The organism is Limnochorda sp. L945t, from assembly GCF_035593305.1.
In the GTDB taxonomy this organism is placed as follows: Bacteria; Bacillota; Limnochordia; order Limnochordales; family Geochordaceae; genus Carboxydichorda; species Carboxydichorda subterranea.
On the sequence record NZ_CP141615.1, the window covers coordinates 2,732,564 to 2,757,697 of the forward strand.

Sequence of the window (25,134 nt, forward strand, 5' to 3'; positions counted from 1 at the left end):
GCCCTCCTTCAGCGGGACGACGAAGACGGCTTTTCCGTGCTACCAGACGTCTTGATGCCGAGCTCCAGGAGCACCTGATCGGTGATGTCCCGGCCTCCCCAGATGACCAGGTTCTTGTCGAGCACTGCCTCGAGCCCCAGGCGAGCCGCCACCCGGCCGATGGCATCCTTCACCTTGGGGAGCCGCTGGTTGATCATCTCCTGCTTGCGCTGATCGAGCTGCTGCTGGTAGCGAGCGAAAAGGGCCTGCTTCTGCTGTTGGTACTGGTTGCGGAGGTTTTGCTTCTCGGCGTCGCTCGCACCCTTCACCTTCTCGTTGAGTTCGGCGTCGAGCGCGGCCGCCTCCTTGTCGAACTGCGCCTGCAGCCGGGCGGTCTCCTGGCGAAGGGGTTCGCCGAGGGCAGGCTGCAGGTACTCGGTCGCCACCCGGTCGAGGTCCACGGCACCGATCGTCGCCGGCGGGTTGTTGGCGGCCCGGGCCGCCGACCAGGCGACGCTCCCGAACCCCAGGGCCACGGCGACGGCTGCCGCCGCCCACAGCGCCCACGGGGGCCTTCGGTTCAACCAAACTCGGACACGCTGCATGCCCCGGTCCCAGCCTTCCGTGGATCGTTCAAAACTGCTGGCCGATGCTGAAGTGGAACTGCCCCGAGCTCTCCCGGGTCATGCCGTAGTCGAGGCGGATCATCCCGAGAGCGCCGATGTCGATCCGTAGCCCCAGGCCCGCATCCCACTTCAGATCGCGCAGGTCGACCTGCTCGCCGTCTTTCCACGCCATCCCGCTGTCGAAGAACAGGACGCCGGAGAGCATCTCGTAGATGGGGAACCGGTACTCGAGGTTGCCCATCGCCATCCGGGTACCCGAGAAGGTGCCGTAGCCGTACCCCCTCAGGGACTCGGCGCCGCCGAGGCGGAAAAGCTCCTGGTCGGGCGGCTGGGGGTCGAACGAGATCAGGTCGCCCAGGCTGATGCGGCCGGCGATCACGTGCTGCCACGTGCCGAACAGCTGCACCGGCACGTACTGGCTGTACGAGCCCTCGAACTTGTTGAAGTGGAAATCGCCGCCGAGCCCGGCCACCTCGGCCGACAGCCGCAGCCGCTGCCCCGTCGAGGGGTTGAACGGGTGATTGCTGGTGTCCGTCATCGTGCTCAGGCGCACGCTGCGCAGGGTGCCCTCCTCGATGCCGGACGGCCCCGACCCTTCGACCAGGGGCGCCTCCCACTTGTTCTGGGTGAAGGTGAGGTACCCCCGGGTGAACTCGGAGAGCGGGCGCCCCAGCGTCACCTCGCCGCCGTAGCGGCGGTCCCAGTACTGAGGCCCACCGGGATTGTTACTGTCCAGGGGCTTCTTCGCCTGCTCCCAGCTGAGCTTGAAGCCGAGCGACGTGCCGCTGCGGTCCACGTACGGCTCGGTGAAACTCACCTGGTAGCGCTGCGCGTTGGCGCCGTAGTTGATGGCGAGCCCGACCTGCTGGGCCCTGCCGAGGAAGTTGGCGTCCGAGACGTCCAGCAGGCCAGCCGGGCCCTCGTGCTGCGACCAGGTGATCCCCATCTGGATGTTGCCGGTCCGCCGCTCCTTGACGCTGACCTGGACGGCCACCTCGTCGGGCTTGTCGGGGATGCCCTTGAGATCGGCGTTGACCTCCTCGAAGAGCTGGAGCATCAAGACCCGCCGCAGGCTCTTCTCCAGGTCCGCGCGCTGCAGCACCTCGCCCGGCTTGATGGAGAGCTCCCGGGTGATGACGTACGGCCTGGTCTTGTTGTTGCCCGTGACGTCGATGCGGCCGACGCGAACCGGCAGCACCTCCACCGTCAGAGTCCCCTCGTCGTCCAGGTCGACGCTCCCCGGGGACGTGAGGACGCCGTAGCGTTGCCATATCTTCCCAGGCAGGTCCTGCAGCTGGCGCGTGATGGTGGGCCCATGCGCCACCTTGCCGGTGGGCAGCTCCAGCAAAGCCCCCAGGCTTGCCGGCGTGGCCCCCGCCTTCGCCAGGAGCGGAGCGACCTCCGGTTGGGCGTTGACGATGACCTTGCGCAGCACGGGGTTTTCGGTGACGGTGAAGATCACCCGCACCGGCACCGGCTCCCCCGGGCCCGTGCCCGAGGAGAGCGTGATGCTCTGAACGTCCACGGAGACGCTGCGGAAGTAGCCCATCGCCAGGATGGCCCGCTGATCGGCCTGAATGTCTTCTCGAGAAAGGCTCTTGCCCGGTTGGGTATGGGTGATGGCGTCGAGGATCTGCGACGCCGGCACCTCGTTGTTGCCGCTGACCACGACGGCCCGCACCATGGCCGGGGGAAGGGCCTGTTGCTGCGCGGGGGACTGCCCGGGCGGTGCCCCCTGGGCCGGCGGCGCCTGGGCACTTGCCACCGCTGCCCACGCTGCCACCGTGGTCACCGCCAGGATGGCGACCGCTATCCGGAGCACGGGGGCCCTGGTCCGCCGGATACGTGCCGTCAACGAGGATCCGCCACCTTCCGCTGCGCTGGAGGGAGGTACGACCGCTGCCGTCACCGGCTCACCCTACTTCGTGCACCGGGCCGCGCCTCCTCTTGTCACTTAAAAGCTCAGCTGCCAGTGTAGCCCCAGCCGCAAGCCACCGCTCTCGGCCCAGGCGGCCCTCCATGTCAGGTTAGGGCTCAACTGGAAGGAGAGGTCCACCTCCTGGTCCGAACCGCTCCCCAGGAGCGCGCGCCCGTACCTGACATAGACCCTCGAAGGGGCGAGGTACTTTCCGAGGGAGAGCCACAGGCCCCTGTCGCCGCCGGCGGGAATGATCCAGAGTTCGTCGAGACCGAGGCTCTCCCGCACCGCCCGCTCCAGGGGATTCATGGCCCAGACGGCGAGCTGCTCGTTGACCCGGTTGACCCACTGCTCGCCCGGCCCGTCGCTGGGCGGGGGCAGGAGCAGCGCGATCAGCTGCTCCCGGGTCATCTCGGGGCGGGAGCTGAGCTTGAGCTTCGAGACGTCGGATGCCTCGCCCTGGACGTCGATCTGGACGGGCCCACCATCCTGCCCGGTCGTCGACGCCTCGAGGTTGAGCTCGGGCACCATGCCGCGGCTCTTGCTGAAGTTGAGGGTGCCGCTCGTGATGCGGAACTCCCGCCCGAAGTAGCGCAGCCTCGCCTGGGAGAGCTGCACCGTCCCCTCCAGCGCCGGCACGGCCGTGGTACCGGTCAAGAGCAACGTGCCTTGCGCCAGCCCGGACCCACCGAGCGCCGGCACGTCGAGGCGCACCGGCTCGACGGCCTCGAGGGTGACGTCCAGGGGGATGCCCGCCGAGAAGGACGGCCTGCCTTCCGTGGCCGCGGGCGCCTCCGGGGGCTGGCGCGACGGCACGGGGCCGACCTTGGGGGCGGGGCCTGCCGGCGAAGGCTGGCCCGGGGCTCCGGCGAACGGGCTGCCGCCGGCCCAGACCAGGAAGCGCCCCCGGCGCACGGCGAGCTTCCCGGAAAGGGTGGGCCAGCGCTCCGGCGAGAGGACGCCGGACCACCGGAGCTCCCCGTCAAACAGCCCGGAAAGCTCCAGGCTCTCCACCGGCCGTCCTCCGATCGATGCCTGCCGTACCAGCAGGCGCAAGTCGACCGGGTCGAGAGCGACCGGCCAGATCGACGCGAGGCCGGCACTGCCCGAGAGGGTCAAGCTCCCACCCGTCGCCAGCCGGGCCTGGCCCGTCTCCACCCGGATGCTGCGCCCCTGGATACCCAGGGCCACCGCCACGTCTTCGAGTGCCGTCAACCGCCCGTCGGCGGAAGCGACCCGCTGCGCCTGGAAGCGCAGCCCGCCCCTGGCATCGGGTGCATCCAGGCGCCCCGTGATGGCCAGCTGCCCGGTCAGCCCACCTCCCTGGATCTCCCACTGCGGCATCCACTCCCGCACGAGCTCCAGGGGAAAACGCTGCATGGTGACCTGGACGTCCAGGTTGGTGGGGCGCGACGTGACCCCCGGCCACGGTACGGGGACGAGGCCCGCCGCCCTGGCCACCTCCTGGCCCTGAACGTCGATACGAAGATCCTGCAGCCGCAACCCTTCGGGAAGCATGACCAGCCGGCCGGCGGCGGAGGCGCCAGGTGGGACCCCGGCCGCCTGGGCAAGGCGCAGCTGGACCTGCCCGGACCACTTCTGCATGTCCACGTCGGCGCTCAGCGAGCCCTCCAGCTCGCCGCCCTTGATCCGCGCTCCGGTGACCACCCACCGGCTCGCCCCCAGATCCGCCCGCAGCGGCACCGTCACGTCGCCGAGCTGCCGGTCGAAAGCCGCCAGGTGGCGGGCGCTCAACTGCCCGGTCAGCACGCCGCCCCGGAGCCGGCCGGAGAAAGCCGCCTGACCCCGCACGCCGCGCAGCCACGGGCGCAGGGCGACCCCGCCCAGGTCGATGAGGTCGCCGGTCACGGCGTAGGCGTCGGGACCGGTGCGGGCCATCTCCACCGTCCCGTCCGGGCCGTCGAAGCGGGCCACCACGACGATCGGCTGGGGCTGCGCGCCCGAGAGCGTCCAGACGAGGCGCGTCTCGAAGCTGCCGGTCAGCTGCCCGCGGGGAGCAGGGGGACGGGAGCCTCCCGCGGGCTCGCCCCCGGGCGCTCCCGATGGGCGCAGCATGGCGGAGACCGCGGTCACCGCCTCGGTCGAGGCTACCCCTTCGAGCTTCCCCGACAGGTCCAGCACGACCTGCGCGTCCTGCAACGCCGCGCCCGCCGCCGCCGGAGCGGACGGCCCCCACCATACCTTCGAGGAGATGGTCAGAAGACCACTGCCCATCTCGACCGTAGCCGGCTCGACGCTCAGGCGCCCCTCGCTCACGTTGGCCTCCACGGAGAGCGCGGCGCTACCGGCGGCCACGTCGAGCAGCCGCCCCGAGGGCGCGTGGACCTCGCCCGAGACCCGCCACGGCCCCGAGGCCGACCCGGTCACCTCGCCTCGAGCGTCCACGCTGCTGACGCGGTAAGCGGGCCACCAGGGCACGTCATCCATGGGGGTGAGCCCCGTGAGCTCGAAGGGAATCGCCGTCGTGAACGGCCACTCCCCGCTGACCTGCCCCGAGAAGCGCCCCTGCACGTTGCCCTTGGTCAGGCGCCCGTCGGCGATCTGCACCGCACGGGGCTGCTGCACCACGGTGAAGCTCGCTACGGCGCCGATCAGGTGCTGAGGCCACACCCGTTCGGCCGCTGCCGGAGCCTTCCCGGTCGCCTCCAGCCGGACCGCCACGGGAGGCAGCCCCTGAGCGAGCCACGGGCCCTTGGCCGTGAAGCTCCCTCGCAAAGCCGGCAGCTCGGCCGACGCATCCGTCTCCACGGCACCGTCCAGAGCCAGGTTGAGCGTACCGTCGCGAGCCAGGGCCACCGCTGCCTGCGCCGAAAGGCGCAGCCCCTTCGTTCGCGCCGCCAGCCGCTGCACGTCCACCCGATCGTCGCTCACCGAGGCCGAAAAGATCGCCTCGACGTCCCCGAGGGTAACGGTGCCCTCGGCGCTGAGCGCGCCGTCGGCCCCGCGCCGGAGCTGTCCGCGCGTCTGCCACCGGGTCCGGGCACTCGCACCGGACCCCGGGCCGCCCAGCTCTTCCCAGGTCCCCTCCAGGCTCCACGAAAGCGCGTCGCCCGGCTTCATCCACTCCAGCTGGGAGCGGTTGGCCTGCACCCATTGCATCGCCCGCAGGACGGCATCCCTGGCACTCTTGACCATCTCCGAGACGGACGGGGGAGCCGCCTTCTTGTCGGGCTCCTTGCCGGCCTCCTCGGCAGCCGCGGGCGGATCCGGCGCCCTGGCCGAGGTCCGCACCAGCACCTGGCTGGCCTCGAGACGCCGGATGGCCCGCTCCGGATGGGCGTAATTGGCGACGATCGCGGGAAGGTCGACGCCCACCTTGATGCCCGGAGCGAACAGGCGTGCCTGCTCGTCCATCACGATTTGTACCGGAGCCACCCGCACGCCCGGCGGGAACGTGAGCGAAACGCTCCCGACCCGCACCGTCTGGCCGGTTCCGCCGGCAGAGGCCTCGATCGCTCTCGCCACGGCCATGCTCAGGCGCCGGTTGATGACGGGAAGTGCCCATGCCCCTGCAGCCAGCGACGACGCGACGAAGGCCGCCAGGGCTACCAACAGCCACCAGCCGCGGGTGCGCCGGATCCCGGATGAAACGTGAGCCTTCTGCATAGCGATGACCGTCAAGGGGATTCTTCGGATCTTCTGCTCTTCCCGCCTAGGAAAGCTTCCAATGGTTGGCGCTAAGTGCCAGCATACGCCAACGCGTGGTCAGATGCCAGGGGTGCGCGGCCGATCGGGACTCACGTCCCGGACGACCCGGCGGGCCCGGCCGGCGGCTTTTGGGACGGCGCAGCGCCGTCGCCGCCGTTGGACTCGGAGGGGGACGCGGCCTCCACGATCTCGAGGTCGAAGTCGGCGCTGCCCTCGACGACCCACGGGGTGAGCAATGTGGCCTTGACCGGCTCCCCCGGCTCCCGTGGGGCCGCCTTCTCTTGCTTACCCTTGGCGCCCTGGCTCTCCGGCGGCATCCGGCCGGTCGAAGCGGCCGGCGGATCCTGCGCCCCGGTCGGATGCCCGTCGGGTGTACCCTGCACGTCGAAGCCCGGGTAAAACTCGGCCACGACCTGGTTGTTTTTCTCCCGCTCGCTGAGCGCCTCGATGAGCTTGTCGAGGCTGCTCGGCACCTGTTGCTGCTCCTGGTCGCCCTGGGCGCCCTCGTCCTGGGTGCCCGCCGGAGGCGCCTCGCCCGTGATCAGGCTCGCCACCTCCGGGGGCAACGTGAACGCCGCCGCCGACCCTCCCCGCACGGTGACCGTCACCGTCCCGGGCAAGGCGTCCTTGGGGATCTGCAGCGTGAGGATGCGGGTCTGGCGCTGGCCACGATACGGCAGCAGCTCGACCTCTACCCCCACCCGGTCCCCGGGCCGTGCCGTCTTGGCCAGCGGCTGGGCCTTGACGATGGCAGCCGTCTGGCGTCCGGGGTCGACCTCTACCTCGAGCTGTACCGAGCGCACCCCGATGTCCTGGAACCTGTTGAACATCAGCGCCTGCAAGGTGTCGAGGAAGTCTCCCAGCAGCCGGGCCGACACGTCGAACCGGCTGTAGTACATGTTGTCGCGGCTGTAGGTGCCGCCGTCCGGGAGCTCCTTGCCGGTGATGCGGAAGATGACCCGCGCCGTGCCCGGGCCGATGCGGTCGAGCCCCCGGTCGAGCGCCTCCAGCGACGTGATGGCCACCAGGGGGATGGTCAGGAGTTCGTCGCGCACCACGCTCGCCTTCAACGTCCGCGAGCGGTTGGACGCGCGATCGGTGAGCGTCACGGCGAGCTGGACAGCATCGGGCATGACCCCGGTCCGCCCGGCCACCGCCGCCCGGCGGTCCTCCCGCAAGACGCCCGTGGTCGTCATGAGGCTCCCCAGCTTGAAGGGCACGTTGACCGCCTTGACGGTCCGGAAGATGTACGCCGGGCCGGCGAAGAAGTCGACCGCGCCGGCCTGCAGGAAGGGGTGCCCGAATCCCACGAACCGGTCGCCGTCGACGTAGGTGACCGTACCGATGGCCGTCAGCTCCACGTCGCCCTGCACGAGGCTCACGCCCAACGCGCTACCGGGTTGCAGGGGAGGAGCCGGCCCGAGGTCGGAAGAGGCGGCGCCCGTGGGTGCCGCCAGGCCCGTCCCTGCAGCGGCGCCGGCCCCGCCCGGTACCATCAGCAGCCGGTACGGAGCGAACAGCCGCTCGATCGCGGCCGTGGCGCGAGGGCCGAACCCGGACAGCATGAGAGGGGTGGAGACGGGCACCATCACGGCCGTGTCGCGGCCTGCGCCGAGCTTGATCCGGCGGGCATCCGAGGCGTCCCGGGCGAAGGCGACCCGGCGGTAGGCGGGCAGCCCTGACGTCGCCGCTCCCGCCGCACCCTCCGAGCGCACTGGAACCTCCGTCGACAGCCGGTCGAGCACCTGGAGCATGTCGCCGATGGGCGTCACGAAGCCGACGCTGTGGTCGGTGAACTCGAACCCGAAGCCGATGGCCCCCAAGAGCCGCCCGTTGACGTAAACCGGGCTGCCGCTCATGCCGGCCGCGATCCCGCCGGTGCGCTCGATCGGGGCCCCGCTCACCTTGACCAGGATCAGGTCGCCCGCCGGCCCTGCCCGCCGTACCACTCCGAGGACGTCCACATCGAAGCGCTCGATGCGGGTGCCCTCCACCACCGTCAGGCCGTATCCCTTGAGCCCGGGCTTGACCTCGTCCAGCGGGTAGATGGCAGCCGCTGCCCCGAAGGCCGGGCCGGCTGCCACGGCGACGCCCACCAGCGCTGCGAGGATCGCCCACCACACCACGATCCCGCCGCGGCGGCTGTCGCTTCGCAGCTCTCCCGCCGCGGGGGACCCGCCCCTGTGCCGCACAGGCTGCCGTCCTTTCAGACGAGGGCGCCTCTGCCCGAGGTCACCCCCTGCGTGGAGCGAGCATTCTCCCCGGAACGCACCGCCCCCTCTGACGCGTCACGGGAAAACTGTTCGAGGAGAAGGTCCGCCAGCTGTCCCGCTCCATGCTCGACCAGCATGCCCGCCAGCATGTCAGTGAACCACCCGCCGTACACGCCGGACGCGAATCCCTCACCGAAGAGGCCCGAACCACTCCCCGGCTTCAGCGTCTCGTCGATCAAGGTGGCCCACAACCGGGCCTCCAGCTGCCGGGCGGCCCAGACCAGCCCCTGCCGATCCATGGGGATTTGATCCGGCCGCATGCCGCCGGGAGGCTCGACGTCCAGCATCTCCTGCGCCAGGACGTCCGCGAAGCGCCCTCCCTCCGCCCCCGGACCGGACGGCCGCGCCGCCGCGGCCCCGCTGCTCGGCCTTCGCGCAATTTGCCCCGCGATCGGCCTGCTCCATGAGCCCACTGCAGAGGCGGCCTGCACGTCACTGCACCTCCAGGCGGGCGTAAAGCGCCCCGGCGGCCTGCATCGCCTCGAGGATGGCGATGAGATCCTTCGGCGCCACCGCCGCCGCGTTGAGCGCGTCGACCAGCTCTCCGATGGTGGCTCCCGAGAGAAGCGCCACGTGGCTCTCCGGCTGCTGCAGGTCCCCCGGCCATGCCGCGGGCGCCGGCTGCGCGCCGACCTGCACCCTTACGGCGCCGTGGGACACCGCCACCGGTGCGATGCGTACCTGGTGGCCCAACACCACGGTACCCGTCCGCTCGTTGATGACGACCCGCGCCGCGATGGCGGGGGTGATGGTCAGCTCCTCGATCCTGGCCAGGAGTGCCGCCGGGTCGTTTTGATAAGCCCGCGGCAATCTCACCGTGACCACGGCGCCGTCCGAGGTGAAGGCGGAGGGCGATCCCAGGGCCTGGTTGATGGCCTGGACGACCCGGGCTGCCGTGACGAAGTCGGGGTCGTAGAGGACCAGCCGGATCGCGCCTTCCTGCGCGACCGTCGCGTCCACGGCGCGTTCGACGATGGCGCCCGACGGGATGCTGCCCACCGTGGGGTGCACCCGTTCCCGGGTCAGCGAGCGGGCGGTCGACCCGCCGAGGATCAGGCTCCCCTGGGCCACCGCGTAGACCTCGCCGTCGGCGCCGGTGAGCGGCGTCTGCAGCAATACGCCACCCGCCAGGCTGCGGGCGTCGCCCATCGAGGAGACCGTCACGTCGAGCCGGTCCCCCGGCCGGGCCAGGGGCGGGAGCAGGGCCGTCACCATCACTGCGGCGACGTTGCGGGGGCGCAGCAGGGCGGGGTCGATGTTGAGGCCGAAGTTGCGCAGCATGTTGGCGAACATCTGCACGTGCACCGCTGACGTCCGGCCGTCGCCGGTCCCGTCGAGCCCTACGACCAGCCCCATGCCGACCAGCTGGTTGGGCCTCAGGCCCTCCACCCGCACCAGGTCCCCCACCCGTACCATGGGCGCCTGCATCGCCTGGGCCTGCCCCGCCGGGGTCCCTTCCGGCGCCGGGGCACCCGCTTCCTGCGCCTCGACCGGCGCGAAGGTAGCGCCGGCCAGGAGCATCCCGAGCGCCGCCCCCCACAGCAGGCCGCATCCCTTCTCCTTACCTGCGAGCCTCATGGCCGGCCCTCCCATGCTCGTCCCTCAGCCTGCGCCGCCCGCGTCGCACCCTCAAAACAGCCATCCGAACATCCGGGTGAGGATGCCGGGCTTTTGCGGAGCTCCCAGCGCCCCATCTCCCTGGACGGAGATGCGGGCATCCGCCACGTAGGTGGAAAGGACCGTGTTGTCGCTCGAGATGTCCTCGGGGCGGACCACCCCGGTCAACACGATCTCCTGCTTCTCCTCGTTGATGACGATCGTCTGGCGTCCCTCGATGGCCAGCGCACCGTTGGGCAGGACCTCGGTCACCCTGGCCGTCATCTGCGCCTTCACGCTGCCCGTCCGGGCCGAGCGGCCGTCGCCCTTGAACTCCGTGGAGCCGGAACCCCCGATGAGGGGCAGCGCCTGCAGCAGCCCCTGCCCGGGGCCCACCTGGAGCTGGCCGTCCCGCGTGGAACCGGTGGAAGCCGAAGCGGCGGCTTCGGCCCGTTCCACGATGATGATGGTGAGCAGATCCCCCACGCCCCGGGCACGGGCGTCGGCGAACAGGCCGATGGCGCCGCCCTTCTTCTCGGCGCGGGCCCACAGCGACTCCGCCTGCGCCCCGGACGAGCCTGCCAGCGCGCCGGCCGCGGCCACGGCGAAGGCCAGGCCGCAAGCAGCCGCCACCCTACCCAACCGCTTCGCCCCGCACTGCATCGGCAGTCTCACTCCCTGCTACGGCCCCTGGCCGATGACGGCCTGCTCCGTGCTCACCAGCAGCGCCTGCACGACCGCTTCGGAGCTGGCGCTCTTGACCGGCACGTACTCTCCGACCCGGGCGGCTCTTTGGGTCACGGCCCGCACCTGCACCGTGATGGCGCCTCGCCGGACGATCAGGGTCACCGGGGTCCCGGCTGCGACGGCAGGGCCGCCCTCCGCGACCGGGCCGGCGTCGGGCGGCGGGTCTGCCACCTGGGGGAAGGTGCCGGCCGCCGGGGCACCCGCTTCCGCGAGGGTCGTGCGGATCCAGTACCGCCGGCTCGACGACGCTCCCGAGATCTCCAGCACGAAGACGGCCGTGCCGGCCCGCAAGAACGGCGGGCCGTCCACGACCCGCACCGAGGGTTGGGCCGAGTCGGACACCATGTCGGCCGCCATCGCGACATCGGCCACCCGCAGGGCAGCTCCCCGCTGCTCGGCTCCCTGCCGGGAGGACAGGTACGCCTCGATGGCCTGCACCACCCGCTCCCTGTCGACGGGTAAACCGGCGCGCTCGACGAGCACTTCCGCCGGGCCCGGGACCCACGTCACCGCCGCCGGGTCGATGATGCGGGCCTGGCGCAACCGGAGCACCACGAACTCCCGGCTGATGGACCGCGAAAGCCCGGGCAGCGGAGCCGGGCCGATGAAGATGCCGGCGATCTGCTGCCACGCCTCCGGGTCGCCGCCTTGCAGCTCGGCGACGTCGGCCAGCCGCACCTCGGGCGCCTCCACCCGGGCCTGCGCCCGCAAGGCCAGCTGCACGCCCTCGCCGGGCACCGGCGTGGCCCAGGCCGGCTGCGCCGCGCCGGCCGCGAGGATGCCTGCCGCGAAAAGCGCCGCCGTCCACCGCCCGAGAGCTCCGCCCATCATCCCTCGCCCCGCTCAGCCTCAGCGCCGCAGGTTGTTGGCGGTGTTGAGCATGTCGTCCGACGCCTGGATCGCCTTGGAGTTGGCGTCGTACGCCCGTTGGGCCAGGATGAGGTTGACCATCTCCTCGACCACCTGCACGTTGGAGATCTCCAGGAAGCCCTGGGCCAGGGACCCGAACCCGTCGAGCCCCGGCTGCCCCACGATGGGCTGGCCGGAGGCGGCCGTGGCGAGGAAGAGGTTGCGCCCGTAGTTGCGGAGCCCCGCCGGGTTGACGAACCGGGCGAGCTCGAGCTGGCCGACAGTTTGCGGCTCGTTGCTGCCCGGGTTGATCACGGAGACGGTGCCGTCGCTGGCCACCGAAACTTCCATGGCCTCCGGCGGGATGACGATCTCGGGTTCCAGCGCGAAGCCGTCGGAGGTGACCAGGCGCCCCTCGCTATCCTTCTTGAAGGCGCCGTCGCGGGTGTAGGCGACGGTACCGTCCGGCATGAGGATCTGGAAGAAGCCGTCCCCTTCGATCACCAGGTCGAGAGGGTTGTCCGTCTCGCGGAACGTGCCCTGCGTGAAGATCTTCACCGTCGCCACGGGCCGCACCCCGTGCCCGACCTGGAGGCCCGTGGGGATCTCCGCTCCGGCCGTCACGGGCGTCCCGGCGAAGCGCAGGGTCTGGTAGAGGAGGTCCTGGAAGTCCACCCGGGATTTCTTGAAGCCCCCGGTATTGACGTTGGCCAGGTTGTTGGCGATGGTGTCGATGGTGAACTGCTGCCCCACCATCCCCGAAGCCGCCGTCCACAACGAACGCATCATGGCCCTTCGTCCTGCCACCCTTCTCCGACGTGCCGGCGTACAGGAGGCGGGGAGCCGGTGCGATACGTGGGCGCCGCTTCGGTCGTTCGGCGGCGCAGGGCTTCTCGGGGGGAGGGGCTGGCACTGCCCCTCTCGGCGAGTCCGGCCCGGCGTCTCGGCTTTCCCGTCCCTGACGCTCGTGCTGCCCGGCGCGCTACGAGACGCGCCCGATCTGCGCGATCAGCGACCCCGTCATCTCGTCCTCGGCGCGGACGGCTTGCTGGGCCGCCTGATAAGCCCGCAGGCCCGCGATCATCTGAACCATGGTCTCCACCACCGACGTCGCAGAGCCCTCGAGCATGCCCTGCCGGATCGTGCCTGCCGCAGCTACCACCGGTCCGGACTCGGCGGTGGGACGGAAGAGGTTGCTCCCTTCCCGCACCAGCCCCTGGCGGTCGGGCACGTCGACCAGCCCGATCCTCCCCAGCAAGGCTCCGGTGGTGGCGTCGAGCACCTCACCCTGCTCGGTGACGGCCAGCGCCGCTCCCTGGGCCGTGCCTGCCTGCACGGGCCCCTCAGGACCCAGCACGAGGTACCCATCAGGGGTCGCCAGCCGGCCCTGGGCGTCGATCACGAAGTTGCCGGCCCGGGTGAGCCGCACTCCCGCCGGGGTCTGGACCGCGAAAAAGCCGTCGCCCTCGATCGCCAGGTCAAGCTCCCGGCCCGTGTAGCGGATCGGTGCCGGTTCCCAGCGCAGGTACGACCGGTCGAGGTAAGCCCCGGTGCCGGCCATCCCTCTCGGCGAGCGCGTCGCGCCCAGCTCCTCGTGGATGAACAGCTCGGGAAACGCGCGGATGGGCGCATCCTCGGTGCGGTATCCGGGCGTCTGGGCGTTGGCCAGGTCGTTGGCGAGCAGGTCCTGGCGCCGGGCGTAGACCAGCATGGCGGACGCTCCGGTGTAGAGCCCTCGGATCACGGGCGCCTCTCCACCTCCTTCCCGCGTGGTCGCACTAATAGGGTCGGCCTGGGTCCAGGACCCCTTGAGACCGCGGGAAAAGAGGGAAGCCAGCGTCAGGGAGCAGGCGGCAATCGCCGTTACACGACGCGGGCAACGGCGACGGGCACCCTTCCCCGCACCTGGTGCATGACGTCCAGGATGCGGCCCGTGCCGCGGGCCACGCACGTGATGGGGTCGTCGGCCACGTGGACCGGGATGCCGAAGGCGCGGGCCATCGCCTTGTCGAAGCCGCGCAACAACGAACCTCCGCCGGTCAGGACGAGGCCGCGTTCGTAGATGTCGGCGGCCAGCTCGGGCGGGCACTGCTCGAGCACGCCCCGCACGGCCTCCATGATCGCCTCTACCGGCTCGAGCAAAGCGGTGCGCAACTCGGCCGGTTGGACCACCACCGTGCGCGGCATGCCGGAGACGCTGTCCTGCCCGCGCACCGGCGTCGGCATCAAGGAAGCGTCGAGCTCGGGGGCCACGCTCCCGGCCTGCAGCTTGAGGTCCTCCGAGGACCGCTCCCCGATCACGAGGTTGTGCTGGCGCTTGAGGTAGCGGGCGATCGCCTCGTCCATGTGGTCGCCGGCGATCCGCACCGAGTCGGACACCACCTCCTGGCCCATCGAGATGATGGCGATGTCGGTGGTGCCGCCGCCTACGTCGACGACCATGTTGCCCCGGGGCTCCTCCACCTCGAGGCCGGCCCCGATGGCGGCGGCCATCGGCTCGGAGACGAGGCGGACCTCCCGGGCACCCGCCTGGCGGCAGGCGTCGACGACGGCCCGGCGCTCCACGTCGGTCACGGCGGAAGGTACGCAGGCGACCACTCGCGGGCGGATCCAGGTAGGCTGGCCCACGGCCTTGCGCAGGAAGTAGCGGAGCATGAGCTCGGTGACCTGGTAGTTGGCGACGACGCCGTTGCGCAGCGGCCGTACCGCCACGACGTGGCCCGGCGTACGGCCCAGCATCTCCCGGGCTGCCTGCCCGATGGCCAGCACCCTTTGCTCGCTCTCGTCGAGCGCCACGACCGAGGGCTCCTGCAAAACGATGCCCTTGCCCCGAACGTAGACGATGACGCTCGCCGTACCCAGGTCGATCCCGACGTCGGCGCTCAGCATGGGTCAGGCTCCATTTCTTACTTCGGGCGTTGCCGCTTCCGGCCCGGACTCCGGTGGGCGCATCCCACTTGCTGGATCTCCTGGCATCCAAGCGCTGATTCGACAGAAGTCGACGGATTCCCTGGCTTCGAAGACCGCCTACCGGGTGAATCGGCACAAGGGGCGGAGAGGTTCAGAACTTACACGGCGTGGTGCCGTCAGGAAACCTTGCGCTCCTTGTGGTACTTGGCCCGCGTGGCCTCTCCCCCGCGGATGTGGCGTTCGGCCTTGTTGCGATCCAGCACCCGCTTGACCTGGCGAGCGAGGTCCTTGTTGAGCCGTGGCAAGCGTTCGGTCATGTCCTTGTGGACCGTGCTCTTGCTCACGCCGAAGACGGTGGCGGCCTGCCGCACGGTCGCCCTCGTCGAGATGATGTAGTGGCTGATGTCGACCACCCGCTTGCGGATGTACTCCCGCATGCAGCGCCCCTCCGGCCTCTTTTTGCCGAATGCATATGGGCCGAGAAGGGCCGATATGTTTCGAAGCTGTGCGATGCGGGCCGCCAGGACGGAGGTAGGGGCGGCGGCCCCGGGCGGCAGTGCGCCCGGGCGACCGCCGCGTCTCGCTTCTTACGGGCCCACGGGCGAAGGAGCTTCGTCCAGGCCGTCAGAGGATGCCGACGCCTGCGCCGTGGTGGGCTGCGTACCCGTGGCCGGTTCGTCCGCCGGAGCCACCCGGTAAGACGCCGCCGGCATCACGGAGAGCGGGTTGACGCTTTCCGTGCCGTGGCGCACGCTGAACGACACCACCGCCCTCACCGACGAGCCGGCCTCCTCCGCGCCGGCCGCGCCCCCGACACCGTACGCCCCGGCGAGGGCGGGCATTGCCTCGGGCAGCCGCGGCCCGTAGCCGATGACGGCCCCCCGTTGCACCCTCTGCCCCGGCTGCACGCGAACCCGGGAGAGCCCGCCGTAGATGGTCACCCATCCCTGGCCGTGGTCGATGGAGACGCTGAACTCCCCGGATCCCGCGTCCACCGACGCCACCGTGCCGTCGGCCGCCGCCCGGATCGCCGAGGAGGAGCCCACCGCCAGTTCGATCCCCGGCAGATAGGTCCAGTCTCCCCGGTCGGGGTTGCGGCGCCATCCGGCGGTCGCTACGACCATGCCGTCGGCGGGCCAGACCAGTTCGCCCGGCAGGGCCAGGCCCTGGGGCTGCGCTCCTTGCGTGGAGGCGCCGGCGGGTCGCGAGGGGGGCGCCAGGGACCCGGCACTGCTTCCCGTCTCGCCGACCGCGCCGGGCTGCGGGCGGGCGGCTTCGAGGGAACCGAGGCTGGCCTGCTCCGTGCCGGTCATGCGGGCCGGCCCCTGGAGCGACGGGGCGAGGGGCCCCCGGACCAGGAGCCCGATCCCGGTCCCCACGACGAACAGCGCCCCCAGGGCAGCGGCCCGCCTCGTGGCACCGGGGCGGCGCAAGGCCCCGGTGAAAGCGGCGGCTCGCCGGGAGAGCCGGCTCCACCAGCCCCGGTCGTGACCGCCCGAGGCGCCCGCCCCCGGGTTGTTGGACTTGGACGTCGCATTCATGGATGGACATCCCCTCCCGGAATGGAAGGATGCCCCTCGACGCCTCGTTTCATTCAATCCTGGCACCAGTAAGTTCCAGAAGGACATGCTGGCGCGACTCCCAAGTAACTGACAGAGCTAGGCACAATTCCCAGGCATGACTTTCCATTCAGGGTTGGGGGGACCGCCTTGTCCATCCTTTTCGTCTCTCGCATCCGGCGCCGGATCATGGCGCCTTCCTCGAGACGGCGCCTCTACCTGGGGGCCATGGCTACGCTCCTGTCGGTGGTGGTGTCGGGCTGCTTCTTCGGCCCGGTAACCATCGAGGGGCAGGTCGTAGACGCGACGACGGGAGCTCCCATCCCCGGCGCCGTCGTGACGGCCGCAGGGCGAACGTACACGTCGGAAGACGGCAGCTTCACGTTGAGAGGGCTACCGGAAGGGCTCATCCGCGTCCAGGCCGAGGCTGCCGGTTACCAGCCCGGCTATCGACAAGTCGATGCGAGGGCCGGCGCGCCGGTTTCCGTGACGATCCAGCTCCAGCCGCTCGGCCCGCCCGACCTTGACCATCCGGCCCCGCCCCCAGGCGGCCAGCAGCCGCCGCCCCCGGATACCGAACCTCCACCGGCTCACCCGCTCGCGAGCCTGTCGCTGCGGGTCGTGGACGGGGTGAGCGGCTACCAGATCCCGCTCAGCCGGTATACTGTCAAGGTCAACGGGCAGACGTACCAGGGATCGACCGGCGGCCTCCGGATCGGCGGTCTTCCCGTGGGCAGCGTGACGCTTGAAGTCCGCTCCCGGTATTTCCAGACGCGCTGGGTGACCGTGAGCCTCTCGCCAGGGGCCAACGATCGCACCGTCACCATGGACCCGATCTTCCCGGCAGGCGACGTGGAACTGCTGGCTCGCCTGGTGGTGGCCGAAGCCGGCGGAGAGCCCTACGACGGGCAGGTCGCGGTCGCCGCCACGGTGCTCCACCGGGTGGAAAGCCCCGATTACCCCGACACCCTGGCCGGGGTCATCTACGACAACAGCTGGGCCCCCCAGTACGAACCCGTCTACAACGGCTACATCTGGCAGGTGTGGCCGGACAGCGAGACCTGGGCCGCCGTCGTCGACGCGCTCAGCGGCCGGGATCCCTCGCTGGGGGCCACCGGTTTTTTCAACCCCGAGACGGTACGGCAGCGAGACCCGTACTATGAATCGTGGGTGTGGACGAGGCCGGTCACCGCGAAGATCGGCCATCACTGGTTCTTCATTTGAAGCCGGCCCGGGGAGAACGGAGCTCGTCCGCAAAGAAGAGCCGGAGGGGAGTTCAAAACTCCCCTCCGGGACGCTCATCGCCGTTCTTCTTCGGTACCCGCCGCCCGCAGGCGGTTGAGCGCCCTGGCCAGCGCCCTCTCCGCCCGGGTTTGGTCGATGTGGGCCGCCCGGCTGCGAAGCCGCTCGAGCGCCCGATCCCGGGCCGCTTTGGCCCGCAACACGTCGATCTCCTCCGCGAGTTCGGCCGTGTCGGCCAGGATGGTCACCCGGTTGCCCGAAACCTCCATGAAGCCGCCGCTCACGGCCATCTTGCGCTTCGGGCCGTGGTAGCGGCCAAACTGCACGATGCCCAGGGACAGCGCCGCGACCATAGGGGCATGGTTGGCGAGCACCCCGAGATACCCGCGGTCGGTGGGGGCGACCACGGCCTCCACCCGCTCGCGCAGCACGACCCGCTGCGGCGTCACGACCTCCAGCTGCATGAGTTCGGCCATGGCCGGCTCAACCGTTCTCCTTCTCCATCTCGCGGGCCTTCTCGACGGCCTCGTCGATGGTGCCGACCATGTAGAAGGCCGGCTCGGGGAGATCGTCGTGCTTGCCCTCCAGGATCTCGCGGAAGCCCCGGATGGTCTCCTTGAGGGGCACGTATACGCCCGGCCGCCCCGTGAACGCCTCCGCCACGAACATCGGCTGCGACAGGAAGCGCTCGATCTTGCGGGCTCGGGCCACGATCACCTTGTCCTCGTCGGAGAGCTCCTCCATGCCCAGGATGGCGATGATGTCCTGCAGCTCCTTGTAGCGCTGCAGCACCTGCTGCACGCCCCTGGCCACCCGGTAGTGCTCCTCCCCGACGATCTCGGGGGCGAGCAGGCGGGACGTCGAAGCCAGCGGGTCGACGGCCGGGTAGATGCCCCGCTCGGCGATGCGGCGCTCGAGGTTGGTGGTCGCGTCGAGGTGTGCGAAGGTGGTAGCCGGCGCCGGATCGGTGTAGTCGTCCGCCGGGACGTAGATGGCCTGGATGGAGGTGATCGACCCCTTCTTCGTGGTGACGATCCGCTCCTGGAGCTGGCCCATCTCCGTCGCGAGGGTCGGCTGGTAGCCCACCGCCGACGGGATGCGCCCCAGCAGGGCCGACACCTCGGAACCGGCCTGCACGAAGCGGAAGATGTTGTCGATGAACAACAGGACGTCCTGGCCCTCGACGTCCCGGAAGTACTCGGCGATGGTCAGGCCGGCCAGGCCCGCCCGCATGCGGTTGCCCGGAGGCTCGTTCATCTGGCCGAAGACCATGGCCGTCTTGTCGAGGACCCCGGCTTCTTTCATCTCATAGTAGAGCTGGTTGCCCTCGCGGGTACGTTCGCCGACGCCGGCGAAGACCGAGAAGCCGCCGTGCTCGTAGGCGATGTTGCGGATCATCTCCATGATGATGACCGTCTTGCCCACGCCGGCGCCGCCGAACAGCCCCACCTTGCCGCCTCGCGGATAGGGGGCCAGCAGGTCGACGACCTTGAGGCCGGTCTCGAGGATCTGCCGCGCCGGCTCGACCTCGTCGACTTTCGGAGCCGGGCGGATGATCGGCAGGCGCAAATGGGTCTGGATCTCCCCCGCTCCGTCGATCGGCTGGCCGAGCACGTTGACCACCCGGCCCAGCACCGCTTTGCCCACCGGCACCGTGATGGGGCCGCCCGTGTCGTAGGCGGGCATGCCCCGGCGCAGCCCGTCGGTGGTGTCCATGGCCACGCACCGCACCACGTTGTTGCCCAGGTGCTGGGCCGCCTCGACGATCAGCACCTCGGGCCTGCCATCGCGCGCCTGGCCGTCGCCGCCGGCGCGCGGGATCTCGATCGCGTTGTACAGGTCGGGCAACTCGCCGGCGGGAAAGACCACGTCGACGACGGCACCCAGTACCTGCGCCACCTGCCCCTCTTTGCGACCATGGGCCATGTCTGATTCGATGCCCCCTCCGGCGTGCTCCAAACTCGCTGCCTCTCACACCTGGGCCGCCAGCGCCTCGGCGCCGCCCACGATCTCGGCGATCTCCCGGGTGATGCCTGCCTGGCGGGCCCGGTTGAAGGAGAGCGTCAGCGACTCGATCATCTCCTCGGCGTTGTCGCTGGCGTTGTGCATCGCCGTCATCCGGGCCCCGTGCTCGCTCGCCTTGGCCTCGATCAACGCCCGGTAGACCTCCACGTCCAGGTAGCGCTCCAGCAAGACCCCGATGACGTCCTCCACCGAGGGCTCGTAGATGTAAGGCGGTTGCCATCGTTCCGGCTGGCGGTGCCGCCCGGCCCGCTCGCCGGTTCGCCCGGCCGCCCGCTGCTCGGCGCCGGGGCGCTCACCATCCAGCGCCAGCAACACCGGCCCCCCGCCGCCCTGGATGTTGACCCGCATGGGCTTCGGCCCTTCCTGCGGGATGGGGAGCAACGGGTACAGGACGGGCCGGTGCACCACGCTCGAAACGAACTGGCTGAACAGGAGCGCCACCCTATCGAACTGCCCCGCCACGAACGGCTCCACCAGGCTGCGGGCTATCTCCCTCGCCTTGGTGAAGCTCACCTCGTCGCCGAGGTACAAGAACTCCCGAAAGGCCGGCCTTCCCGACCGCCGCAACCAGTCTCGCACCTTGCGCCCGACCGCGACGACCTCCACGTGCCCTCCCTGCTGCTCCTCGAGCCGGAGCACGGCGTCGAGGGCTCGGCCGAGGTTGGCGTTGTACCCGCCGGCAAGGCCCCGGTCGGCGGCAATCGCGCATACGAGGGTGTGGCCGCCCGCCTTCTGCCGCAGCAGCGGGTGATTCCTGGCCAGCTCCGGGCGTGCGGCCAGCGTGGTGGAGACGACCCGGGCCAGCACGTCCGCGATGCGGTTGGCGAACGGCCTGGCCGCCACCACCTGCCCCTGGGCACGTCGCAGCTTGGCCGCGGAGACCATCTCCATGGCCTTGGTGACCTGCTGCGTGCTCTGCACGCTCTGGATGCGCCGCTTGATGTCCCTGGTCGATTGCCCTGCCATCTTCGCTCGCCCTAGCTACTTGGTGACCGCTTGCGCGTTCAACCGGCCGCCTTGGGTGGCTCGGCCGCCTGCATGCGGGCCTTGACTTCCTGAATGGCCGCTTTCAACTGCTGGATGAGGTCGTCGTCCAGCGCCTTCTTCTCCCGGATTTGCTGGAGAAGGGAGGCGCGCTGCGTGCGCAGGTACGCCAGGAACTGCCGCTCGAAGGGCTGGACCTGCTCCACGGGCATATCGTCGAGGAACCCGTTGACGCCCGCGAAGATGACGGCGACCTGCTCCTCGACGGGCATGGGCTGGTACTGGCCTTGCTTGAGGATTTCGGTGACCCGCTCGCCCCGAGTCAGCCGGGCCTGCGTGGCCCGGTCGAGGCTGGAGCCGAACTGCGCGAAGGCGGCCAGCTCCCGGTACTGGGAAAGATCCAGGCGCAGGCGGCCCGCCACCTGGCGCATCGCCTTGACCTGGGCGTCGCCCCCGACCCGGCTCACGGAGCGACCGACGTTGATGGCCGGCCGGATACCGGCGTAGAAGAGGTCCGTCTCCAGGTAGATCTGCCCGTCGGTGATGGAGATGACGTTGGTCGGGATGTACGCCGAGATGTCGCCGGCCTGGGTCTCGATGATCGGAAGGGCCGTGAGCGACCCTCCGCCCAGCCGGTCGTCCAGCTTGGCGGAGCGCTCCAGCAGGCGGCTGTGCAGGTAGAAGATATCGCCCGGGAAAGCCTCCCGGCCGGGAGGGCGGCGCAGCAAGAGCGACAGCTCCCGGTAGGCGGCGGCGTGCTTGGAGAGGTCGTCGTAGACCACCAGCACGTCCTGACCCTTGTACATGAAGTACTCGCCCATGGCGCACCCGGCGTACGGGGCGATGTAGAGAAGGGGCGCCGGCTCGCTGGCGGTGGCCGAAACCACGATGGTGTACTCCATCGCGCCCTTCTGGCGCAGCACGTCCACGACCCCTGCCACCGTCGACGCCTTCTGGCCGATGGCCACGTAGATGCAGATGACGTCCTGGCCGCGCTGGTTGATGATGGTGTCCACCGCCAGGGCGGTCTTGCCCGTTTGCCGGTCGCCGATGATGAGCTCGCGCTGCCCCCGCCCGATGGGGATCATGGAGTCGATGGCCTTGAGGCCGGTCTGCAGGGGCTGCTGCACCTTCCGGCGGTCGATGACGCCCGGCGCCTTTGCCTCCACGGGCCGGAACGTGTTCGTCTGGATCGGGCCCTTGCCGTCGAGCGGCTGGCCCAGGGGGTTGACGACCCTGCCGATCAGGGCCTCGCCCACGGGCACCTCGATGATGCGCCCCGTGCGGCGTACCGGGTCGCCCTCCTTGAGGTGGGAGTACGGCCCGAGGAGCACGACGCCGATGTTGTCCTCCTCGAGGTTGAGCGCCATCCCGTAGAGATCGCCGGGGAAGAGTAACAGCTCGCTCGCCATGCACTCCGACAGGCCGTGCACCCGGGCGATCCCGTCGCCGACCATGATGACGGTGCCGACCTCTTCGACGGCCGGCTCGGCCTCGAAGCGCTCGATCTCCCGCTTGAGCACCGAGGTGATCTCTTCTGGCCGAATAGTCACCGCACCTAACCTGCCTTTCCGTCCAGCGAGGCGGGGGAGGGCCGGATGGGCACGCTACGCAGTGTCTGGTGCAGGCGCGCCAGCTGCCGCGAAAGAGTGCCGTCGATGCGCACGTCCCCTGCCCGGACCGCGAGCCCCCCGATCAAGTTGGGATCGACGCGCTTGGAGAGCCTCACTCCCCGCGCGCCCAGGAACCTCGCCAGGTGAGCCTTGAGGGACTCCTCCTCCTGGGGGTCCAGCGGCGTGGCACTCTCGACCTCGACCCGCACCACGCCCCGGATCCGGTCGGCCTCCTGCAAGAACTGATCAAAGATTTGAGGGAGCAGTGTCTCCCGCCCCTTGCGGGCCACCAGGCCGAGGAAATGGTAGACGAGCGGCGACACCTGATCTCCCAGCACCCGGCGGAGCGCTTGCACCTTCGCCTGCGGGGATAGGTGAACGTGGTACCAGGCCCTGCGCACCTCCGCCTGCGCCCGGAACGCCTCCATCACCCGGGCCAGCTCCTGCTCGACCTCGTCGAGCCTCCGGCGCTCGGCCGCCAGCTCGGCCAGCGCCAGAGCATAGCGGCGCACGAGCACCCGGCGCCCCATCAACGCCGCTCACCCACCTGCTCGATGAACTCCCGGGCAAGCCGCCGCTGGTCGTCGTCCGAGATGTTGCGCCGCAACAGGTGCTGCGCCGCATCCACCGCCAGCGCCGCCGCCTCGTCGCGGATGGCCGCGACCGCCTGCTCCCGCTCCATCCGGATCTCGGCCCTCGCCTGCTCGAGCATGCGGCGGGTCTCCTCCTCCGCCAGCTTCAGCCGGCGCTGGCGCTCCTGCTCGGCCGCCTCCAGGGCCCGCTGGAGCTCTTGCTGCGCCCGCCTCCTGGCCTCCTCGAGGGATGCCCGCATCTCGTCCCGCAGCTTCTCCGCCTCCGCGCGAGCCTGCCGGGCACCGTCCAGCGACTCGCTCACCTCGGCCTCCCGCTTCTGCAGCACCTCGCCCAACGGCTTGAACAGGAACCGGGTGAGCAGGTACAGGACGATCAGCACGTTGATGACCTGGGCCAGGAAGGTCACCACGTTGAACTGCAAAGGCGTCTGCGCTGCCCCTTCGGCAGCCGCCAGGAACATCGCACTCGACGCTGCCCACTCCATGAAATGGACCCGCCCCGCTTCCACTCATAGGCCCGCCAGGGGCCGGGAGAGTCGGGGCCGGCACCCCGCACGCGGGGGCCGGCACCCGTTTTTTCCCTGTGCCACGGCCTCGTACGCGCGATCCGCTATCGGGGCCTCAGCCGACCGTGATCTTACCGGACAGGATGTACGCAATCACGAACGAGAAGAGCGTCAAGGCCTCCATGAACGCCAGGGCAATGAGGAGAGCGCCGCGGATCTCGCCGGCAGCCTCGGGCTGCCTCGCGATGCTCTCCACCGCCCGGGTGGTGGCCCAACCCTGACCGAACGCCGACATCATGGCCGGAAGCGCGATGGCCAGGGTCACCGCCAGGAATTCCACCTTTCCTTTCGCCCCCTTCCCGCGCCAACACGTTGTCGCAAGTCACCATGCACCAGCCCGCGCATCGGTACGCCGCCGCGGGGCCTCAGTGATGGCCCATGGCCGTGGCCACGTAAACGGAAGTCAGTGTGGCGAATATGAGCGCCTGGATGAACCCGAACAACACCTCGAGCAGCATGACCGGTGTTGGCGCGAGGACGGGCACCAACACGAACAGCGCGGCGACCACCATGTCGCCGCCGAACAGGTTACCGAAAAGACGGACGGAAAGCGAGAAGACCTTGACCAATTCCTCGATGAGGTTCATGGGCAACAGGAAGGGGAACGGCTCCAAGAAGCGGCGCAGGTACCGCCGCACGCCCACCGCCCGGGCCGCGAAGACCTGGACCAGGATCAGGTCGGTGACCGCAAGCCCGGCGGTCGTGGAGATGTCGGTGGTGGGGGGCACGACGCCGGGTATGAACCACGCGTAGTTGAGGCCCAGCACCAGCAGGAAGAAGGTGCCGATCAGCGGCACCATCCGCCGGTCCGAGTGCCCCAACGACTGCTCCAGCAGTCCCTCGATGAACCGGTAGTATACCTCGGCCAGCGTCTGGATCCCCCTGGGACGCTCCTGGAGGTGACGCCCCGCCCAATAGGCGAGGACCCCGATGATGAGCACGACCACCCAGCTGTTGACCACCGACGTGGTGATGGTGTAAGGGCCGACGTGCCACAACGGCCGGGGCAGGATCTCCGTCACCACGTCCGACATGGCGGACAGTCTGGACTGCATGAATCGCTCCAGCATACCTAGCTCCCCGATTGCTCCCCGCCGGCACGGCGCCGCCGCGTCCGGTACGGCATGGAGATCACGTGCGCCACCAGGTCAGCCAGCAACCCACCGAGCGTGCCGAGGAGAAACGCCAGGCCGCGGCCCGAAGCCCACCACAACACCGTCCCGGCCAGGGCCAGCCGGGCCATGGAGGCGGCAACCACCCACAGGGCGCCCGGTCCGCCCTCTTGCCACCGCAGCATGGCCCACCGCATCAGGTGGCGGTTGGCCAGGGCCACGGTGCCGCCGGCCAGGACGCCCCCCGCCGCGGCGGTGCCCGCGGCCATGGCCGCAACAGCCGTCCCTGCGAGGACAACGGCGACCAGGGTCCCTCCCCGATCCTGCACGGCCCACTCGAGCCCGGCCGTCGACGCCTTGTGGGGAAAAGTCTCGCCGGCTCTCGCCGCCGGCCGCGCCTGCCCGATCAGTCCCCCGGCTCCTCTCGCTCCCGCGCCGCTCTGCATGCGGCTCTTGCGCTACTTTTCACGATCGACCCCATGACTTCGGGGCGACGCTAGAATCTACGCTACGGGTGGCCACCTTCCTTTGAGAATTCGGCGATGAGGATGCCCGGCCCGAGCAAGTCGGAGCGCGGCCCGTCAGCGCCGGTCCATCTTCTCGAGCCGCATGATCTCCCGGACCAGGGAGACGAGCGAAACCACGATGGCCAGGATCACGCCCGCCAGGCTCAGCCAGGGCTCCGTCCCCCACCGGCGGTCGAGATACTGCCCACCGAGGATCCCCGCGACCAGCGCCGCGGCCGTGTTGAACCCCCATGAGAGGATCGCGGCGTACCGCCCCATGTCACCCAGCGCTGAGCGCCCGCGCGAGGGCTTCGGTTTCTTATCGCCCGGCTGCCCCACGGGCGCCTCCGGAGATCCTGGATCCACG

At 70.2% G+C, this 25,134-nt stretch carries 24 protein-coding genes; 1 reads left to right on the forward strand and 23 read right to left on the reverse strand.

Annotated elements, in window-relative coordinates:
- Positions 1-8: 8 nt before the first annotated feature.
- From U7230_RS12590 to U7230_RS12650, 13 genes are all read right to left on the reverse strand, one after another.
- Positions 9-584: an OmpH/Skp family outer membrane protein gene (locus tag U7230_RS12590; protein ID WP_324716184.1), complete on the reverse strand. Its 576-nt coding sequence runs from the start codon at positions 582-584 to the stop codon at positions 9-11.
- A 28-nt stretch (positions 585-612) separates the two neighbouring features.
- Positions 613-2,460, reverse strand: coding sequence for a BamA/OMP85 family outer membrane protein (locus U7230_RS12595; RefSeq protein WP_324716185.1), 1,848 nt, complete (start codon positions 2,458-2,460; stop codon positions 613-615).
- 99 nt (positions 2,461-2,559) lie between these two features.
- Positions 2,560-6,165 carry a translocation/assembly module TamB domain-containing protein gene (locus U7230_RS12600; protein ID WP_324716186.1) on the reverse strand — a complete coding sequence of 1,202 codons (3,606 nt, stop codon included), beginning with the start codon at positions 6,163-6,165 and terminating at the stop codon, positions 2,560-2,562.
- Positions 6,166-6,281: 116 nt separating this feature from the next.
- Complete coding sequence (locus tag U7230_RS12605) at positions 6,282-8,384, reverse strand: SpoIVB peptidase S55 domain-containing protein (RefSeq protein WP_324716187.1); 2,103 nt, start codon at positions 8,382-8,384, stop codon at positions 6,282-6,284.
- 14 nt (positions 8,385-8,398) lie between these two features.
- On the reverse strand, positions 8,399-8,752 hold the full coding sequence (locus U7230_RS12610) for a hypothetical protein (RefSeq protein WP_324716188.1): 354 nt from the start codon (positions 8,750-8,752) through the stop codon (positions 8,399-8,401).
- 145 nt (positions 8,753-8,897) lie between these two features.
- Entirely contained in the window at positions 8,898-10,043 is a 1,146-nt protein-coding gene (locus tag U7230_RS12615; RefSeq protein WP_324716189.1) for a flagellar basal body P-ring protein FlgI, read from the reverse strand.
- Between the two features lie 51 nt (positions 10,044-10,094).
- Positions 10,095-10,724: a flagellar basal body L-ring protein FlgH gene (locus U7230_RS12620; protein ID WP_324716190.1), complete on the reverse strand. Its 630-nt coding sequence runs from the start codon at positions 10,722-10,724 to the stop codon at positions 10,095-10,097.
- A gap of 18 nt (positions 10,725-10,742) precedes the next feature.
- A complete protein-coding gene (locus U7230_RS12625) occupies positions 10,743-11,639 on the reverse strand; it encodes a hypothetical protein (RefSeq protein ID WP_324716191.1) in 897 nt (298 codons plus the stop codon).
- Between the two features lie 18 nt (positions 11,640-11,657).
- Positions 11,658-12,446: a flagellar basal-body rod protein FlgG gene (gene flgG / locus U7230_RS12630; protein ID WP_324716192.1), complete on the reverse strand. Its 789-nt coding sequence runs from the start codon at positions 12,444-12,446 to the stop codon at positions 11,658-11,660.
- A gap of 193 nt (positions 12,447-12,639) precedes the next feature.
- On the reverse strand, positions 12,640-13,401 hold the full coding sequence (locus tag U7230_RS12635) for a flagellar hook-basal body protein (protein ID WP_324716193.1): 762 nt from the start codon (positions 13,399-13,401) through the stop codon (positions 12,640-12,642).
- Between the two features lie 119 nt (positions 13,402-13,520).
- Positions 13,521-14,546: a rod shape-determining protein gene (gene mreB, locus U7230_RS12640; protein WP_324716194.1), complete on the reverse strand. Its 1,026-nt coding sequence runs from the start codon at positions 14,544-14,546 to the stop codon at positions 13,521-13,523.
- 197 nt (positions 14,547-14,743) lie between these two features.
- Positions 14,744-15,004 carry a sporulation transcriptional regulator SpoIIID gene (gene spoIIID / locus U7230_RS12645; RefSeq protein WP_324716195.1) on the reverse strand — a complete coding sequence of 87 codons (261 nt, stop codon included), beginning with the start codon at positions 15,002-15,004 and terminating at the stop codon, positions 14,744-14,746.
- Positions 15,005-15,154: 150 nt separating this feature from the next.
- Entirely contained in the window at positions 15,155-16,108 is a 954-nt protein-coding gene (locus U7230_RS12650) for a M23 family metallopeptidase (RefSeq protein WP_324716196.1), read from the reverse strand.
- 168 nt (positions 16,109-16,276) lie between these two features.
- Here U7230_RS12650 and U7230_RS12655 point away from each other — a divergent pair, with 168 nt between their 5' ends.
- Entirely contained in the window at positions 16,277-17,350 is a 1,074-nt protein-coding gene (locus U7230_RS12655; RefSeq protein ID WP_324716197.1) for a cell wall hydrolase, read from the forward strand.
- A gap of 74 nt (positions 17,351-17,424) precedes the next feature.
- On the opposite strand, the gene U7230_RS12660 is transcribed toward U7230_RS12655, so the two are convergent.
- The 10 genes from U7230_RS12660 to U7230_RS12705 form a co-directional block, all read right to left on the reverse strand.
- Positions 17,425-17,844, reverse strand: a complete 420-nt coding sequence (locus tag U7230_RS12660) for a F0F1 ATP synthase subunit epsilon (RefSeq protein ID WP_324716198.1) — start codon at positions 17,842-17,844, stop codon at positions 17,425-17,427.
- A 7-nt stretch (positions 17,845-17,851) separates the two neighbouring features.
- Positions 17,852-19,294: a F0F1 ATP synthase subunit beta gene (atpD, locus tag U7230_RS12665; protein ID WP_324716199.1), complete on the reverse strand. Its 1,443-nt coding sequence runs from the start codon at positions 19,292-19,294 to the stop codon at positions 17,852-17,854.
- Positions 19,295-19,339: 45 nt separating this feature from the next.
- A complete protein-coding gene (gene atpG, locus U7230_RS12670) occupies positions 19,340-20,359 on the reverse strand; it encodes an ATP synthase F1 subunit gamma (RefSeq protein ID WP_324716200.1) in 1,020 nt (339 codons plus the stop codon).
- A gap of 38 nt (positions 20,360-20,397) precedes the next feature.
- Entirely contained in the window at positions 20,398-21,930 is a 1,533-nt protein-coding gene (gene atpA, locus U7230_RS12675) for a F0F1 ATP synthase subunit alpha (RefSeq protein ID WP_324716201.1), read from the reverse strand.
- Positions 21,931-21,935: 5 nt separating this feature from the next.
- Entirely contained in the window at positions 21,936-22,520 is a 585-nt protein-coding gene (gene atpH / locus U7230_RS12680) for an ATP synthase F1 subunit delta (protein WP_324716202.1), read from the reverse strand.
- The gene (gene atpF, locus U7230_RS12685; RefSeq protein WP_324716203.1) at positions 22,520-23,068 is read right to left on the reverse strand and encodes a F0F1 ATP synthase subunit B; all 549 of its coding nucleotides are present in this window, start codon (positions 23,066-23,068) and stop codon (positions 22,520-22,522) included. Before atpF ends, atpH begins: the two co-directional genes overlap by 1 nt.
- 136 nt (positions 23,069-23,204) lie before the next feature.
- On the reverse strand, positions 23,205-23,429 hold the full coding sequence (gene atpE / locus U7230_RS12690) for an ATP synthase F0 subunit C (RefSeq protein ID WP_324716204.1): 225 nt from the start codon (positions 23,427-23,429) through the stop codon (positions 23,205-23,207).
- Positions 23,430-23,514: 85 nt separating this feature from the next.
- Positions 23,515-24,219 (reverse strand): F0F1 ATP synthase subunit A, encoded by a 705-nt coding sequence (gene atpB, locus U7230_RS12695; protein WP_324716205.1) that lies wholly within the window; start codon positions 24,217-24,219, stop codon positions 23,515-23,517.
- Between the two features lie 2 nt (positions 24,220-24,221).
- A complete protein-coding gene (locus U7230_RS12700) occupies positions 24,222-24,707 on the reverse strand; it encodes a hypothetical protein (RefSeq protein ID WP_324716206.1) in 486 nt (161 codons plus the stop codon).
- Between the two features lie 135 nt (positions 24,708-24,842).
- Entirely contained in the window at positions 24,843-25,046 is a 204-nt protein-coding gene (locus tag U7230_RS12705) for an AtpZ/AtpI family protein (RefSeq protein ID WP_324716207.1), read from the reverse strand.
- Between the last annotated feature and the right edge of the window lie 88 nt (positions 25,047-25,134).

What these genes read in the sequence shown, in the direction of transcription:
- U7230_RS12620 (WP_324716190.1), bottom strand. Translation starts at nt 10,724, where the DNA reads ATGCAGTGCGGGGCGAAGCGGTTGGGTAGGGTGGCGGCTGCTTGCGGC.
- flgG (WP_324716192.1), bottom strand. Translation starts at nt 12,446, where the DNA reads ATGATGCGTTCGTTGTGGACGGCGGCTTCGGGGATGGTGGGGCAGCAG.
- atpH (WP_324716202.1), bottom strand. Translation starts at nt 22,520, where the DNA reads ATGGGGCGCCGGGTGCTCGTGCGCCGCTATGCTCTGGCGCTGGCCGAG.
- U7230_RS12610 (WP_324716188.1), bottom strand. Translation starts at nt 8,752, where the DNA reads ATGCTGGACGTCGAGCCTCCCGGCGGCATGCGGCCGGATCAAATCCCC.
- atpG (WP_324716200.1), bottom strand. Translation starts at nt 20,359, where the DNA reads ATGGCAGGGCAATCGACCAGGGACATCAAGCGGCGCATCCAGAGCGTG.
- U7230_RS12625 (WP_324716191.1), bottom strand. Translation starts at nt 11,639, where the DNA reads ATGATGGGCGGAGCTCTCGGGCGGTGGACGGCGGCGCTTTTCGCGGCA.
- mreB (WP_324716194.1), bottom strand. Translation starts at nt 14,546, where the DNA reads ATGCTGAGCGCCGACGTCGGGATCGACCTGGGTACGGCGAGCGTCATC.
- spoIIID (WP_324716195.1), bottom strand. Translation starts at nt 15,004, where the DNA reads ATGCGGGAGTACATCCGCAAGCGGGTGGTCGACATCAGCCACTACATC.
- atpB (WP_324716205.1), bottom strand. Translation starts at nt 24,219, where the DNA reads ATGCTGGAGCGATTCATGCAGTCCAGACTGTCCGCCATGTCGGACGTG.
- U7230_RS12615 (WP_324716189.1), bottom strand. Translation starts at nt 10,043, where the DNA reads ATGAGGCTCGCAGGTAAGGAGAAGGGATGCGGCCTGCTGTGGGGGGCG.
- atpF (WP_324716203.1), bottom strand. Translation starts at nt 23,068, where the DNA reads ATGGAGTGGGCAGCGTCGAGTGCGATGTTCCTGGCGGCTGCCGAAGGG.
- U7230_RS12700 (WP_324716206.1), bottom strand. Translation starts at nt 24,707, where the DNA reads ATGCAGAGCGGCGCGGGAGCGAGAGGAGCCGGGGGACTGATCGGGCAG.
- atpD (WP_324716199.1), bottom strand. Translation starts at nt 19,294, where the DNA reads ATGGCCCATGGTCGCAAAGAGGGGCAGGTGGCGCAGGTACTGGGTGCC.
- U7230_RS12660 (WP_324716198.1), bottom strand. Translation starts at nt 17,844, where the DNA reads ATGGCCGAACTCATGCAGCTGGAGGTCGTGACGCCGCAGCGGGTCGTG.
- U7230_RS12650 (WP_324716196.1), bottom strand. Translation starts at nt 16,108, where the DNA reads ATGAATGCGACGTCCAAGTCCAACAACCCGGGGGCGGGCGCCTCGGGC.
- U7230_RS12590 (WP_324716184.1), bottom strand. Translation starts at nt 584, where the DNA reads ATGCAGCGTGTCCGAGTTTGGTTGAACCGAAGGCCCCCGTGGGCGCTG.
- U7230_RS12705 (WP_324716207.1), bottom strand. Translation starts at nt 25,046, where the DNA reads ATGGGGCGGTACGCCGCGATCCTCTCATGGGGGTTCAACACGGCCGCG.